Source organism: Geosporobacter ferrireducens (assembly GCF_001750685.1).
Lineage (GTDB): Bacteria > Bacillota > Clostridia > Peptostreptococcales > Thermotaleaceae > Geosporobacter > Geosporobacter ferrireducens.
On sequence record NZ_CP017269.1, the window covers coordinates 1,810,754 to 1,825,083 of the forward strand.

The 14,330-nt window shown below is 37.8% G+C and carries 13 protein-coding genes; 5 read left to right on the forward strand and 8 right to left on the reverse strand.

The features are described 5' to 3' along the window. Positions 1–61 precede the first annotated feature (61 nt). The 3 genes from Gferi_RS08820 (at position 62) to Gferi_RS08830 (ending at position 3,810) form a co-directional block, all read left to right on the forward strand. Entirely contained in the window at positions 62–1,063 is a 1,002-nt protein-coding gene (locus Gferi_RS08820; RefSeq protein WP_069975611.1) for a MotA/TolQ/ExbB proton channel family protein, read from the forward strand. A gap of 15 nt (positions 1,064–1,078) precedes the next feature. Continuing rightward, complete coding sequence (locus Gferi_RS08825) at positions 1,079–2,038, forward strand: OmpA family protein (protein WP_069975613.1); 960 nt, start codon at positions 1,079–1,081, stop codon at positions 2,036–2,038. A gap of 419 nt (positions 2,039–2,457) precedes the next feature. After that, positions 2,458–3,810 (forward strand): glycosyltransferase family 2 protein, encoded by a 1,353-nt coding sequence (locus Gferi_RS08830; protein WP_069975616.1) that lies wholly within the window; start codon positions 2,458–2,460, stop codon positions 3,808–3,810. Between the two features lie 343 nt (positions 3,811–4,153). Here the strand turns inward: Gferi_RS08830 and Gferi_RS08840 are convergent, their stop codons facing one another. From Gferi_RS08840 to Gferi_RS08850, 3 genes are all read right to left on the reverse strand, one after another. Continuing rightward, entirely contained in the window at positions 4,154–5,689 is a 1,536-nt protein-coding gene (locus Gferi_RS08840) for a sensor histidine kinase (protein ID WP_069975623.1), read from the reverse strand. Positions 5,690–6,044: 355 nt separating this feature from the next. Continuing rightward, complete coding sequence (locus tag Gferi_RS08845; RefSeq protein ID WP_330389633.1) at positions 6,045–7,238, reverse strand: CaiB/BaiF CoA transferase family protein; 1,194 nt, start codon at positions 7,236–7,238, stop codon at positions 6,045–6,047. A 151-nt stretch (positions 7,239–7,389) separates the two neighbouring features. Continuing rightward, positions 7,390–8,043: a GntR family transcriptional regulator gene (locus tag Gferi_RS08850; RefSeq protein ID WP_069975627.1), complete on the reverse strand. Its 654-nt coding sequence runs from the start codon at positions 8,041–8,043 to the stop codon at positions 7,390–7,392. 214 nt (positions 8,044–8,257) lie between these two features. On the opposite strand from Gferi_RS08850, the gene nagZ reads away from it, so the two are divergent. Continuing rightward, on the forward strand, positions 8,258–9,550 hold the full coding sequence (nagZ, locus tag Gferi_RS08855) for a beta-N-acetylhexosaminidase (RefSeq protein WP_069975633.1): 1,293 nt from the start codon (positions 8,258–8,260) through the stop codon (positions 9,548–9,550). 159 nt (positions 9,551–9,709) lie between these two features. Here nagZ and Gferi_RS08860 read toward each other — a convergent pair whose 3' ends face one another. The 5 genes from Gferi_RS08860 to Gferi_RS08880 all read right to left on the reverse strand — a co-directional run bounded on the left by Gferi_RS08860 (position 9,710) and on the right by Gferi_RS08880 (position 13,349). Then, positions 9,710–10,534 carry a carbon-nitrogen hydrolase family protein gene (locus tag Gferi_RS08860; RefSeq protein WP_069975635.1) on the reverse strand — a complete coding sequence of 275 codons (825 nt, stop codon included), beginning with the start codon at positions 10,532–10,534 and terminating at the stop codon, positions 9,710–9,712. Positions 10,535–10,629: 95 nt separating this feature from the next. After that, on the reverse strand, positions 10,630–11,271 hold the full coding sequence (gene safA, locus Gferi_RS08865; RefSeq protein ID WP_069975637.1) for a SafA/ExsA family spore coat assembly protein: 642 nt from the start codon (positions 11,269–11,271) through the stop codon (positions 10,630–10,632). 236 nt (positions 11,272–11,507) lie between these two features. Next, positions 11,508–11,708, reverse strand: a complete 201-nt coding sequence (gene cspD, locus Gferi_RS08870) for a cold-shock protein CspD (protein ID WP_069975639.1) — start codon at positions 11,706–11,708, stop codon at positions 11,508–11,510. 107 nt (positions 11,709–11,815) lie between these two features. After that, positions 11,816–12,652, reverse strand: coding sequence for a DegV family protein (locus Gferi_RS08875; protein ID WP_236932718.1), 837 nt, complete (start codon positions 12,650–12,652; stop codon positions 11,816–11,818). An 82-nt stretch (positions 12,653–12,734) separates the two neighbouring features. Then, complete coding sequence (locus Gferi_RS08880) at positions 12,735–13,349, reverse strand: DNA-3-methyladenine glycosylase (RefSeq protein WP_069975641.1); 615 nt, start codon at positions 13,347–13,349, stop codon at positions 12,735–12,737. 177 nt (positions 13,350–13,526) lie between these two features. On the opposite strand from Gferi_RS08880, the gene Gferi_RS08885 reads away from it, so the two are divergent. After that, on the forward strand, positions 13,527–14,309 hold the full coding sequence (locus tag Gferi_RS08885) for a ZIP family metal transporter (protein ID WP_069975643.1): 783 nt from the start codon (positions 13,527–13,529) through the stop codon (positions 14,307–14,309). Positions 14,310–14,330 lie beyond the last annotated feature (21 nt).

A 14,330-nucleotide genomic window follows, 5' to 3' on the forward strand; every position in this document is an offset into this window, starting at 1 on the left:
TATAATTAAAGTATAAGTAGTTGATAAATAACACATTACATGATTAAAGGGGGAATACCATTTGTTCTCATTATTAGGTAAACTCAATGCTCTAGCAATACTTATCATTTTAAGCATCCTAATAATCTTTTTTATGGCTTTATTTGGATCGATCGTCATTCGAAAAAAATATATTGCCATGGGGAATGACGTAAGCAATACAGGAAATAGAGCAAGAGGCGTATTTGAACACAATATCTTCAACGCCATTATTGAAGATTATAACACTGCCATGCATGGCAGTTTTCGCGACATCAATACCCAAGCTATTATCGAAAGAAACTTTAATAGTGAATTTAAACAACTAAATCTTGGGGAGCGATTTATTAAAAATGCCGTTTCTTTAATGATCATATTAGGCCTTCTAGGTACCTTTTATGGATTAACTTTGTCTATCGGTAAATTGGTAGAGTTGCTCTCTTCTAGTGGAAGTTCAGAAGTATTGGGAAGCATGGATACAATCGTTGCAGGGTTGATTGATTCTGTAAAAGGGATGTCTGTGGCTTTTATTACTTCTCTATTCGGTATCGCGTGCTCTGTCCTGCTGACTATTTTAAATATTCTTTTTAATGTGGAGGAAGCTAGAGAAGCCGTTATGGTACAGATAGAAGAATATCTGGATAATAACGTGGCCTTTGTCCTCACCAAAAAGGAAAAAGAACAAGATTATGAAAGACAAAAAAATGTCTGGAAAGATTCCTTTGAATCTATAGGCAGTACGTTGGAAAAAAATCTGCAATATGTTGCAGAGACCATGGGCAATCAGTTTGTGGCAGCAGCCCATAGTATGACAACAACATCGAATCAATTATCTAAGAGCATCGAACAATTTGACCAGTCCGTACAAAAATTCAATGAAAATACAAGAGATTTTTCAGAGTTTAATCACCACCTCCGAACCAATATTGATCGAATGAACGTAGGCTTTGCTGATTTGACTGAAAGCCTTAATCATCATAAGGCAAGTATAAGGGAGATTAATGAAAGAATAGATGCGTTAACCTTTAGCAGAAAAAAAGAATAGCAAGGAGGCCTCTACATGAAAATCAGGAAAAGAAACTTCAAGAGAAGTAATGATGAACAGAATTTTTGGCCTTCCTTTACAGATATGATTTCTACCATTGCCTTAATCCTATTTATTCTAATGCTTCTCGCTTATATACAAAACATTATTTCCGGAAAGAACTTAGAATTTGCAAAGAAGGAATTAATGGATACCCAATTGCAGCTTGAATCTTCTAACGCTGAAATCAGCCAAGCTGATAAAAAACTGAGACTCTTAAAAGATCAGTTGGAAGAAGTTATGGCTGAGGTTGAAGCGGGACAAATTGCATTGACTTTATCCGAAGAACAAATAAGGGAGCAGCAGGAAATCATAGCAGAAAGCAACCGGGAATTAGGTGAAGTAAGAGCCAAGTTAAAAGGCATTGCAGTCCTTCGCTTGGATGTATTGAAAAAGGTAAAAGCTTCTATTGAGGAAGAGTTGGGTGCAACCAATCGTGCAGGCCAAGAATTAGTCAGTATAGCTGACAATGGTAATATTATAATTAATGAAGGCCTCGTTTTTGAATACAATTCCTATGCGATTAAAGCAGAGGGAAAGGAACTTTTGAAAAAGTTATCTGAAGCCTTTGAAAAGGTTCTGGATGATTCTGATATCCGGGCAAATATAGATGCCATTAGTATTCAAGGTCATACGGATGATATTGGGTCGGCAGAATATAACCGGGACCTATCCTCCAAAAGGGCATCTACTGTGGTCAATTATTTAATGTCAAGCAATCCTACGATAGAAAAGAAGTATGGTTTCTATTTTGTTGCCAGCGGCTATTCAAAATTTCGGCCTATTGCCAGTGGTACATCTGAAAGAGCACGGGCCCAAAATAGAAGAATTGAAATATCTTTGATATTAAAAGATTCTAATGTTCAGAATGTCATAGAAGAGTATATGCAGGAATCCTCTACCATTCTGCAATATAACGTGCCTTCAGTTCCTTAAACGAAGCTTTGTCTTCTGATATAAAGTAAAGAGTCGAAGGGAATCACTCCTTTTGACTCTTTTTTATATAAATTAGGAAAGTTCTACTTTTCTATTTATATAAAAAAGAGGGGTTGTAGGGGATGAAATCCCCTGCCGTACTAAGGAGGGTGCTCAGACTGCGATAGCAGTCGTCGAAGGGAACCTAGGGTTCCCTAGCGAAAGCGTCGTAGACGCTCTTTTTATAGCCCTCTTACTCTATCCACACAATGTGATAAGAAAAGCATTTTTCCATTATTTTCAAAATTATATATAAATTACACTATTAAGCCCACACACGTCCTATGATATATTTATTTAAACGAGTAAATGAATCTGTTTAATATTATTATAGCGGAATATCTAACAAACTATCTTTTGCTACTAAGGGGAATGTCATAATGAATCCAAAAAAAATTTTTCGCTTACCTGTATCCTTCGTGCTAAAACCAACCAAACGATATATTCCTATCGCTCAGAAATTTGCCTTTAGTCATGTCATTGCCTTTATGTGGATGATTTTTTCTATCTATCTTTCTTTCCCTTGGGTGGAGGAGATTGGTGCATTTGTCACCTTACCCGCAGCTTTTTTCATTGTAGCAGGTATTGCATATATACCCGGCTATTTAAATGCATTTATGGTTTTCAGCTTGCTGTTTGACAGACAACCCGCGATTAAAATACCCCAGCCTTCTGATCCTGTGACAATACTGGTCGCTTGCTATAATGAAGAAATGAGCATCGAAAGTACGCTGGGCTATATTGCCATGCAAGATTATGAAGGAGAATTGAAAGTAATTGTTATTGACAACAATTCTACAGATAACACTTCTATCGTAGCAGAAGAATCTGGAAAAAAACTCGGTATCAATCTTACAGTTCTCCACGAGCCAAAACCCGGCAAAAACAATGCACTGAATTCGGCACTAAATTATGTGGACACAGAGTTACTCATTACACTAGATGCAGATACTCTATTGCACAAGTCAGCAATCCGTTATATTGTAGGACGCTTGTTTAGTTCCCCTTCAGATGTATGTGCCGTTGCAGGTACTGTTCTAGTCCGCAACAGTCGGGGAAAATTTCTTGCCAGAGTGCAAGAATGGGATTATTTTTTAGGTATTGCCAGTATCAAAAGGCTTCAGGGAATGTTCCAAGGCACCTTAGTTGCCCAGGGAGCCTTCTCTTTATATCGAACAGAAGCTATCAGAAAGATTAATGGATGGCCCGATGCTATTGGAGAAGATATTGTTCTTACATGGAATCTATTGTCAAACAACTGGAAGGTATATTTTGAACCTTTGGCCGTTGCATTTACCGATGTGCCTGAATCGTTGAATCATTTTTTTAGACAGCGCAGCCGATGGGCTAGAGGTATGGTCGAAGCGTTGAAAGTAGTAAAACCATGGCATCAGCCATTGATTTATACAAAATATTTGACCAGTTCTAACCTTATCATGCCATACTTAGATATTGTCTATACCTTCTGTTGGATTCCCGGTCTGTTTTTAGCCTTTTTTGGATATTATTGGATTGTTGGTTTAACGACGCTCCTTGTACTCCCTTTGGCTATGATTGTGAATTATATTTTGTATCATTATCAGAAAAAAGTATTTAAAACTTTAGGTCTGAGAATTAGAAAGAATGCTTTTGGTTTTATTGCATATGTATTATTTTATCAAATGCTTATGAGTCCGATATCTGTATGGGGTTATTTTCAAGAGATATTTAGGTCTAAGCGAATATGGAAATAAATTGTAGATTATTTTCATTGCTAAACTTACGAACGCCGCATAATCAAAGAGACACTGGTTATCTATCATGATCCCTATGTTGAAAATATGTATTCTGCTATAAAAGGACTCCTTGAAGCTATCGCCGATGATGCTCAGATCCATGGCGCAGGAATCTTTTGGTGGCCTAGTTTTATTGGACATTATCCATTTCTTTATTCTGAGACTTATTACCTTGTAGATCAGGATCATTGGATGAAGGATTGGGTAAATGTTAAACCACCTTAAAACAATAAAGCTAAAAATCGCACAACTTAGACTATGTGACTAAAGTTTCAAGAACTAACAATCGCTTAGTAGTGCCTTAATCATATATATCAGAGAACTCAATATGAATTTTTTCAATATATTGATGCTCTGCTGCTAAATTATATGCTTTAACTTCCTCCACATCTTGTTGGTAAACATCAGGAATTTCGATAATAAACTCACTTCCTTTATTCGCTTCACTTATAACCGTTATCTTTCCATTATGCATCTCCACAAGAGATTTTACAATAGAAAGACCTATGCCGCTTCCTTCCCTGTTTCTGCTTATGGTCTTATCTACTTGTACAAATCTATCAAATATCGAATCCTTCATTTCTGGAGGAATTCCTATTCCTGTATCTTTTACCGATAAGGCTATGCAACCTTCTTTCTCTTCTATACTAACATGGATGCTTCCATATTCTGGGGTAAATTTCACTGCATTGGAGAGTAAATTTAGAATGATTCTTTCAATTTTATCGGCATCACAGGCGATGATCTTTTCCTCAACATTGGTATCAAACACTAGATGAATGTTTCTATCTTCAATATATTTTGCTGCAGACAGCGTTATATCCTCAGCAACGCTAACAATGTCAATATTTTGCAGATTAACCTGTAAATATCCGGCATCAATCTTTGTAATATCTATTAAATTTGCAATAAGTCGTATTAATCTGTAGCAGTTTTGTTTCGTGATTCTCGTATACTGTATGACTTCTTTTTGATTCTCATGTGTTGTATCTTTTAAAACTAGATCCAGCATTTGCTGCGCAGCGTAAATGACATTCAACGGTGTTCTAAGTTCATGTGATATATTGGCAAAAAATGCAGTTCTAATATTCTCCATTTCTATCGTTTCATTAAGCTCTTTTGTTCGTTCTGCTAACATCTGCTCTGTAAGTTTGTAGATTTTATCTAATTCTTGGTTTTTGCTTTCTATTATTTTGCTGTTCATATAATTTCTGATATATGCAGAATAATTAATCTCTGATACAATTAGGGCTAAAATAAATAGCGGAAGAGAAAACAAGACATGTTGAAATACAACGCTAGGATTCTTGAAAATGAATAAAATACCTGTAATATAGATAGCGTAAGAGGAGCAAAAGGCAAACAGCCTATAGCTTTTGGAGAGAAGGATAAGTGATGCTATTGAGAACATCGCTGTTACATATGCAAAAGGTCTTTGGTTTATGATCTCATTATTAATTGCTATAAATGCACATAAGATTAATACAGATGTATTCATCAGCACATGTAGTACTGTCAGGAGCTTGAAGTTTTCATTGGTGATTCTCCTATGCTTACGTGTCAGGAGCAAAAATACTATTGGAATAAAAATAAGTACGATATGTATATGAAAAGATCTTACTGAGATATAATAATCCAACTGTTCATGTCCCCTAGTGATAATATTTAATAATAGAATAATAGAAACGAATAGTATTAGAATACAAGAAAGTATCTTTTCCCGAAATATATTTGCCTGAAGAAGCTCATAGTCCAGTTCATCCTTGAAGTTCTCTAGCATCATGGGCTTTTCCTGAGCAACGCTATCTCTGTTGAATATGGGTATTGTCTTTATCATACTGTCACCTTTTATCTCAGATTTTTACATTGCTACAGCATCAAGTACTCCTAATATCATGAAATTAATACAATATTTTCTATTTTATTCTTATTTTTCCTGCAAGTTTTTTTATCTTTTTTCAAATTATTCTTTATTTCTATCTTCCCATTGTAGTTTTCTGTCATATCCTAATCATAAAGTATATAGTATTTTTATCTCAATGATTGCCTTTTTCATAAAGAACAAAAAATTTTTAAAAAAAGCCTTTCATCCCACGATTGAAATCGTAGGATGAAAGGCCAATTTACTGTAATACGTCAAAACACCTTCACGTTGCAGCTATTATAATTATAACAAACACGATTTAAGAGTATTAAAAAATCTCTGCCTTTTTTAGTTCTTCTATTTCCTCTTTGTTCAGCCCTAATAAATCTTGTAAAATTTCTTCCGTATGCTGTCCTAAAACAGGGGCAGGCTTGCGAACACTGCCTTGCGTCTCACTCATTTTAATTGGTACACCAGCCATTTTTAAATGTCCTGCCACAGGATGGTCTACTTCTACAACCATTTCTCTTGCCAATACCTGCGGGTCTTCAAGAACCTTATCAATCGTATTGATCGGTCCATTTGGAACACCTGCCTTATCTAACAATTCCTGCCACTCTTTCGTAGTTTTTGTTTTGGTAATCGCCGTGATCAGTGGTGTCAATTCTTCAACATGCTTCGTTCTTTGCGGATTTGATTTAAATCGCTCATCCTGTACCCATTCTTCAGTTCCAAACAGCTCGCATAACTTTATAAATAGAGCATCGTTCCCTGCTGCAATCATAATTTCGCCATCACTGGTTTCGAATGGCTCAAAAGGCGTAATAGAGGTATGACGATTTCCTGCAGGTTTTGGTACCTCACCGGTTACCACGTATCTGGCAATAGCATTTTCCAGAATGGCTACCTGGCAATCCAGCATCGCCACATCTACTTTTTGACCTTGACCTGTATTATTTCGATGATTCAACGCTGCTAATATACCGATTGCGGTAAAGAGTCCAGCAGTGATATCTCCTACAGACGGCCCTACTCTTGTAGGCTTGCCGCCCTTAGGTCCTGTAATGCTCATAATTCCTCCCATAGCCTGTACGACTGCATCATAAGCTGCTCTTTTGCTATAGGGACCTGAATGTCCAAAACCAGAGGAAGCTGCATAAATAATTCCAGGGTTAATCTTCTTTAATTCTTCGTAACCAAGACCAAGCTTCTCCATCGTTCCTGGGCGATAGTTCTCCACAACCACATCCGCTTTCTTGACCATTTCCAAAAATAATTCCTTTGCCTTTGGCTTTTTCAAGTTTAAGGTAATACTTCTTTTATTTCTGTTTAAGCTCATAAAATATGCACTTTCATTTGCAATATATGGGCCAAAAGCTCTTGAATCGTCACCTACTCCTGGTGCTTCAATTTTTATGACATCAGCACCCATATCTGCCATAACCATTGTTGCGTAAGGTCCTGCCAATACTCTTGTTAAGTCTAGTACTTTAATTCCTTCCAATGCTTGTTTCATCATCATCGCTCCTTTTCTTTCAAGTATTATTATTTTGTTTTATATAAAAAAATAAACCCAGAAGTAATCAAAATATCGTATATAAAAGAACTTTTTTATATATGATATTCTATATTTGATCAAATTCAAGAGAGATAATAATCTTCTTATTGTATCCTCATTGATGAATTTCTTTTTCATGGGCTTGAAAAAAGATCTCACATGCGCTTTCCTTATGTTGTCTTAATATCTGCTGCACTGCCTCGACATTTTTCTCTTTAAGCGCATTTAGCCATTCCTTATGCTCTTCTAAGGATGTTTGGGACCTACTTTCAGACTTTGTAAATAGGGTTCGGTAAAATTCTGATTTATTCCATAGGTTCATAATTAACTCATTTAGATATTTATAGGGGCTTGAACCATAGATTACTCCATGAAATTTCTTATTCAGCTCCGCATACTTTTTGCTGTCCTGTTCAGCAACAGCAGTTTCCATCTCTCGAATCAAAGTATCCAGCTTTTTTACTTCAACTTCACCAATATAGGGTGTTGCTAATTTAGCAGCCAATACCTCTAACTCGGTAAGAATCAGAAGAATCTCTCTGAGCTTGTTCCATTCCATAGATGCAACCTTGGCTCCAATATGCGGAATCACCTCAACAAACTCATCCTGCTGCAGTCTTTTAATTGCTTCTCTTACAGGCATTGGACTTACATCAAACTCTGCTGCAAGTTCTGAAATAATGATTCTTTCCCCTGGTTTTAATGCACCGTCAATAATTTTGTCCTTCAACATTTGATAAACAATGTCGTTTTTTGTGTGAAATTCCATTTTCTCCACCTCTATACTTTGAATTGTATCATATATAATATCAAATATCAAATATTTTTGTATTTTTTTAGAATATTTTGCATTTCAATTATCCTAATAACATTTCTCTCATCTATATATACTGTACTTATTTTTCTAATCACATACATCCCCTTGCAGTTCCTTTCAACTTTCCATATAATAATCCATAGAAAATAGAATGGAGCGTGTTGCAATGAATTACAAAGTAATCGCAGGCATCCTGATCCTGTTATCCATCATAACCATAGCAGTTGTAATGAGTCAATCTGAGAACAGGACCGATATTTCTAAGATAGACCCTCCAGATTCCCAAGAAAAAGAATCTCCTGTAGAGGTACTGCCTCCTCCTGATCCTGCTGAGGAAGTACTGGCCTCCCTATCCTTAGAAGAAAAGATTGGACAGCTTTTTATATTGGGCTTTCAGGAAAGCATGGATTCTGATAGTCTTCGTTCTTTGATTGAAGAAAAAAAAATGGGAGGTTTTATTCTCTTTCAACGGAATTATCGAAACATCGATACCCTGATTCAACTGAATCAACAGTTACATGCATGGAATAAAGACAACCCCGTACCTTTATTGATCTCTATTGATGAGGAGGGTGGTACTGTTTCCCGATTGCCTTCAGGTGCTACAAAATTTCCAGAAGCAAGACTCCTTGGAAACATTAATGAGGAAAATCTCACTTTCCAGGTAGGTGAAGTAATCGGAAAAGAGTTAAGTGCTTTAGGGATCAATCTTAATTTTGCTCCTGTCATGGATGTGGTTTCCTCAAAGAACAATAGGCTTCTATATCCACGTTCCTATAGTGGAAATCCTGAAACCGTTTCACGACATGGTATGCGTTTTATCCAGGGTCTTCAACAGCAGGGCGTTATTGGCGTTCCGAAGCACTTTCCCGGTCATGGAGATACCCAGGTGGATTCCCATGGGGGAATGCCTAAAATTATGGTTGATCGTGATACACTCCTTCGTAGAGAATTAGTCCCTTTTAAGGCTTCTATAGAAGGTGGCGCTGAAATGATCATGGCGGGCCACTTAGCCTTTCCGATCATTGATGAACAATCTCTCCCTGCCACCCGGTCTAGAATTTTGCTTCAGGAGCTGTTGAGAAAAGAATTGGGTTTTAACGGTATTATTGTTACAGATGATTTAGAAATGAAGGGTTATACAGATAAGAACATCTCTATAGAAGAAGCTGCGTTGCAATCCTTTGACGCAGGCATCGATTTGTTTGTCATCTGTCATACGGAGGACCTCCAAATGAGGGTCTATAATAGCCTCAAGGAAAAGGCAGCAGATGGTACTATTTCAGAAGAACGATTAAATGCATCGGTACTCCGGATTATTCGGCTTAAGCAAAAATATGATCTTTCACATTATATGTATGAAGATCCTGAAAAAATTAAAGCAAAAGTGGGTACAGAAGCACATAAAAAAATCCTGCAAGAGGTGCGGAATCGAGGCAAAAGTAGTCCAGGCTCGTGATCATATACCTAGACACCATGACTAATTGCCATAAAATGCACTATAACCGAACATTTTTCCTGTAGGACCTGTCGTCTCCCGATATCTGTCATTGGCGGACGACCACAGGTCTCCCCTACAGCAGCCTATAGCACATAAACAAAATTTCTCAGCCTTTGATCACTTCTTGCAAAGCGCATATACATCTTTCCGGCGGTGGGCTAATAAGGGCAGTTCTCTACGTACCTTCTCCACCAGTTCTAAATCAATCTCCACATATAAGATACCTTCCTTTTCATCTGCCTGGGCAATCACGGTCCCCCATGGATTCACCACGATGGAGTGACCATAAGCGTGGTAGGAGGTATTCAGATTTCTTGCAGGAGATGCAGCAATAAAGTATACTTGGTTATCCAGCGCTCTTGTTCTAGCTAACAATTCCCAGTGGGCCGGGCCTGTAGTCATATTGAAGGCCGCTGGTATAACGATGACCTTGGCTCCCTCTAACGTCATCAATCGTACCAGTTCCGGGAACCGCATATCATAACAGATGGAAACTCCCACCGGGCATTGAGGTGCATTTGCTACTGTTACGGCTTCTCCGGCACTCAATATTTCTGACTCTTGAAAGCGGATTCCTCCTGCTACATCAATATCAAAGAGATGCATTTTACGATGTTTCCCTGCAAGATTTCCTTGGAAATCAAAAATAAAACTGGTGTTATAGATTTTGTCTTCGTACCGCTCCGGAATAGAACCGCCTATGAGAAAGATACTTAGTTCCTTGGCTAAGCTTGATAGCATTTTCGTCGTTGGACCAGGAAATTCTTCAGCAAAATCAGGAAAATACTTATTATCATAAGGACAGTTAAACATTTCCGGCAGCACCACCCACTGACTTCCAGCTGCAGCGGATTCTCGAATCATAGTCTCTGCCCTTTTCAGATTTCTGTCTTTTTCTTCCTCAATCAGCATCTGACAGACAGCTATTTTAAAAACGGACATAGGTTTCACCTCTCAGCGTTTTCTTCTATTATATAAGAAACAAATAAAAAAGCATACCCAACTCTTTGAGCCAGGTATGCTTTCTTCTATTCACTTTATGGTTTTATGAACATTTGTGTCCAATAAGTTGTGCCATTTCCACTGACTGTATATCCTACACCAATTTGCGTAAAGTTTTCACTTAGAATATTTTTACGATGTCCTGGTGAGTTCATCCAACCTTTCATTACTTCTTCCGGTGTTTTTTGACCCATGGCGATATTCTCTCCCGCATATGAATATGTGATTCCGAATTTTTTCATCATGTCAAAAGGTGATCCATAAGTGGGCGATGTATGGGAAAAATAGCCTTTGTCTCTCATATCTACAGACTTTGTTCTTGCCACATTAGAAAGTGCTGCATTTTCAGTTAATGGCTTTAGTCCATATTTTCCTCTCTCAACATTTACCAGTCTTACAACCTCCTGCTCAAAATTTCTTGCAGTATTCGTTGTAGTTGATGTGGTAGTCGTTGCACTTGGTATATTAATTTTCATACCAGGCCAAATTACATTTGGATTTGCAATTTGCTTGTTGTTGTTAACTAGGGTCTGTACATCTACACCGTATCGCATTGCAATTTTATACATCGTGTCACCGGATTGAACAGTGTAGACGCTGCCTGCTGCTTCTACTTGTGTCAGCGGCATTGTCAGCAGTGGAAAGGCTAACAGTGATGCAATAAGAATCTTTTTCATGTTATCAATCCCCCTTACACACAAGTATACAATAACACCCGCGAAAGGTAACCCCTCAAATATTGTTATCCATTGAATAATTATCCAGTTTACAATGTATGAACATACTTTTTTTATCGTGGCTGCAAAGGTAGTTAAAAGCATCTGCTCATTTTTGTCTAAAAAAATAAAACTCTCCATTGGGAGAGTTTTTGTTTATAATCTTTATTTAATATATGAATATATTTAAATACTGACTATAACTTAACTACATTCGCAGCTTGTGGTCCACGGTTGCCTTCAGTAATTTCGAATTCAACTTTTTGGCCTTCTTCTAATGACTTATAACCATCACCAGTAATTGCTGAGAAATGTACGAATACATCTGGCTCACCTGCTACTTCGATGAATCCAAATCCTTTTTCATTGTTAAACCATTTTACTGTTCCTTGTTTCATTTACTCAATTCCTCCTAAATTTACACAAAATATCGTTTCGTCTTATTATAGCATTAATCAATGATGATAACAAGCCTTTAAATATTTTTAATCGCTTCCTGCACATACTAGAAGCAGACGTATACAGCACCTGCTCCTGCATAGGTTCCGATCACAGGACCCATGGAATGAAGCAGTATCTCCTTCGGTTGAATCTCTTCCTTGAGCACACGGATAAATTCATTTGCCCTATCTAAACAATCGGCATGGGTTACCCCAATCACACGATTTGAGAAATCAATATTTTTTTCTTTGATGGCATTAATAATATAGCGCAGGGCCTTTTTTTCTCCTCTAATCTTTTCTTTTACCTTGACGTATCCGTCTTCCTTATCGATAAATACCAAGGGTTTTACATTTAACATGCTGGCTGCAAAATACTGTACCTTGCTCACACGCCCACCCTTGACAGCGTTTTCCAAAGTTTCAAGATATACAAGAACATCTAAGCTATCCCGGTACTCCGTTAGTTCCTTAATAATTTCTGGAATAGATAATCCTTTCTTCATTAACTCACAAGCCTTTAGAACCTGCATTCCTACACCTAGAGAACCGTTCCGTGTATCAAAGGTAGTTACTGCTTCTCCAATACTATTTTTCACCATCGTTACGGTCTGATAGGTTCCACTTAAAACAGAGGAAAGATTTACAGAGAGCACGTGCTTGTATTCTTTGAGACTTTCCTGAATCAGATTAAATATATCTCCAGGAGAAGGTTGAGAGGTCTTCGGCAGATTTTTTGTAACTGCACACTTTTGATAATATTCTTCATGGCTAATTTCAATACCGTCAACATAATTTTCTTCATCAATCATTATATGTAAGGGAGCCACTCCAATATTATATTCATCTAATATGTGTTGGGGAAGATCACAGGAACTGTCAGTTATAATTCTTATATTCATAACACGCCTCCTTGCTTTTAATTTTACTTTATACGATAGATGTTCATATGGCAATCATTATTTTTAGCGCCTTAACCGATCACTACTTCCTGGATACATAAGCATTGTTTTTTATGTAAAATCGCCACAGAAAATCTCGTGCTTCTTCAGCATAATCAATATTAATTCGCTTAGAAGTTTCGATTTCAAAAGGCGCCTCCGATATTTCCCTGCATATGAAAAGCCTTTCTCCCAACAAATCCTCTCCATAACAATTCTTGTCAATCCCTAAGGCTGCGCAGAGCTTTCCTGGTCCGTTTGTAAGGTGTATACGTTGGTTTTTCGTCAGTTCTTCTAACGGTTTAGTATATCTTCTAAATGCCATCTGCTGCATCCCATAAAAAGGTTCCAGCGCTCGGATCAGCACTGCAGAAGCTTCTCCTGCTTTACCGGTTACTACATTCATGCAGTAGTACATGCCATAAATTAAATAGATATACGCATACCCGGCAGGTCCAAACATGATTTCGGTTCTTGCGGTACGCCGGTTGTTGTAGGAGTGAGCAGCCTTGTCTACCGCCCCAATATAGGCTTCCGCTTCCACGATCCTTCCAGCAAGCTCTACACCCGCTATACGATGAATCAAAATTTTTCCTAATAGTTCTTTCGCCACATTTAGCGTATTTCCTTCAAAAAATTCACGTTTTAATTTCTCCATAGAAAACTTTCCTCTCAATAGGATTTCAATATTATTGTTTTTTCATTTAGAAATTCTATACCTTTCTTCTCTATCCTCTTTTCTAAAAATAAACAAATTAATTAATCAATTTATGTTTCAACATTTTAAAACAGGGTATCTTAATTTCGATTAGTTTTTTTGAAAGGAGTTGTTTCATTGGTAGCCTATTTAGAGCAATTTAACATTATTGTTGTAGGATTCATAGCAAGTCTTGTTGCAGGTGCTGCTACCGGTCTCGGTGCACTGCCTATCTTTTTCACAAAAAATGTAAGCCATAAGTTCTTAGATACAATGCTCGGTTTTGCTGCAGGTGTTATGCTTGCCGCAACTTCCTTCAGCTTAATTGTTCCTGCAATTGAATACGGCGGGGGTGGAGCAAGTGGAGCACTCACAGCCATGATCGGAATTTTATTGGGCGGAATCTTTCTAGACCTTATGGATAAATACTCACCTCATGTCCATCTATTAGAAAACAGAAGAGAAGGCGGCAGCTCCAGTCTTACCAAGGTGTGGCTCTTTATTATCGCCATTACGCTACACAATTTCCCGGAGGGTCTCGCTGTTGGTGTAGGCTTCGGTAACGGTGATATTGCCAATGGACTGACCCTTGCGATTGGCATCGGTCTTCAGAATATTCCTGAGGGGCTTGCAGTAGCATTAGCATTGGTTCGAGAAAAATACTCCCCCATCAAGGCCTTTCTAATTGCATTGTTTACAGGACTTGTAGAACCAATCGGAGGAATTATCGGGATCGGTCTCGTTCACATTGCCCAACCCATCTTGCCTTTAGGTTTGGCCTTTGCCGCAGGGGCCATGTTGTTCGTCATCAGTGATGAAATCATCCCTGAAACCCACAAGCATGGTTTTGAACGTGTGGCCACTTACGGCCTTCTAATCGGGTTTGTGATCATGATGTATCTGGATGTCACCCTTGGATAATGAATGATCTTCCTTATATAA

Coding starts and splice junctions, on each gene's coding strand:
- Gferi_RS08860 (WP_069975635.1), bottom strand. CDS start 10,534: ATGTCCGTTTTTAAAATAGCTGTCTGTCAGATGCTGATTGAGGAAGAA.
- Gferi_RS08875 (WP_236932718.1), bottom strand. CDS start 12,652: ATGAATATAAGAATTATAACTGACAGTTCCTGTGATCTTCCCCAACAC.
- Gferi_RS08880 (WP_069975641.1), bottom strand. CDS start 13,349: ATGGAGAAATTAAAACGTGAATTTTTTGAAGGAAATACGCTAAATGTG.
- Gferi_RS08840 (WP_069975623.1), bottom strand. CDS start 5,689: ATGATAAAGACAATACCCATATTCAACAGAGATAGCGTTGCTCAGGAA.
- safA (WP_069975637.1), bottom strand. CDS start 11,271: ATGAAAAAGATTCTTATTGCATCACTGTTAGCCTTTCCACTGCTGACA.
- Gferi_RS08825 (WP_069975613.1), top strand. CDS start 1,079: ATGAAAATCAGGAAAAGAAACTTCAAGAGAAGTAATGATGAACAGAAT.
- nagZ (WP_069975633.1), top strand. CDS start 8,258: ATGAATTACAAAGTAATCGCAGGCATCCTGATCCTGTTATCCATCATA.
- Gferi_RS08850 (WP_069975627.1), bottom strand. CDS start 8,043: ATGGAATTTCACACAAAAAACGACATTGTTTATCAAATGTTGAAGGAC.
- Gferi_RS08845 (WP_330389633.1), bottom strand. CDS start 7,238: ATGATGATGAAACAAGCATTGGAAGGAATTAAAGTACTAGACTTAACA.
- Gferi_RS08830 (WP_069975616.1), top strand. CDS start 2,458: ATGAATCCAAAAAAAATTTTTCGCTTACCTGTATCCTTCGTGCTAAAA.
- cspD (WP_069975639.1), bottom strand. CDS start 11,708: ATGAAACAAGGAACAGTAAAATGGTTTAACAATGAAAAAGGATTTGGA.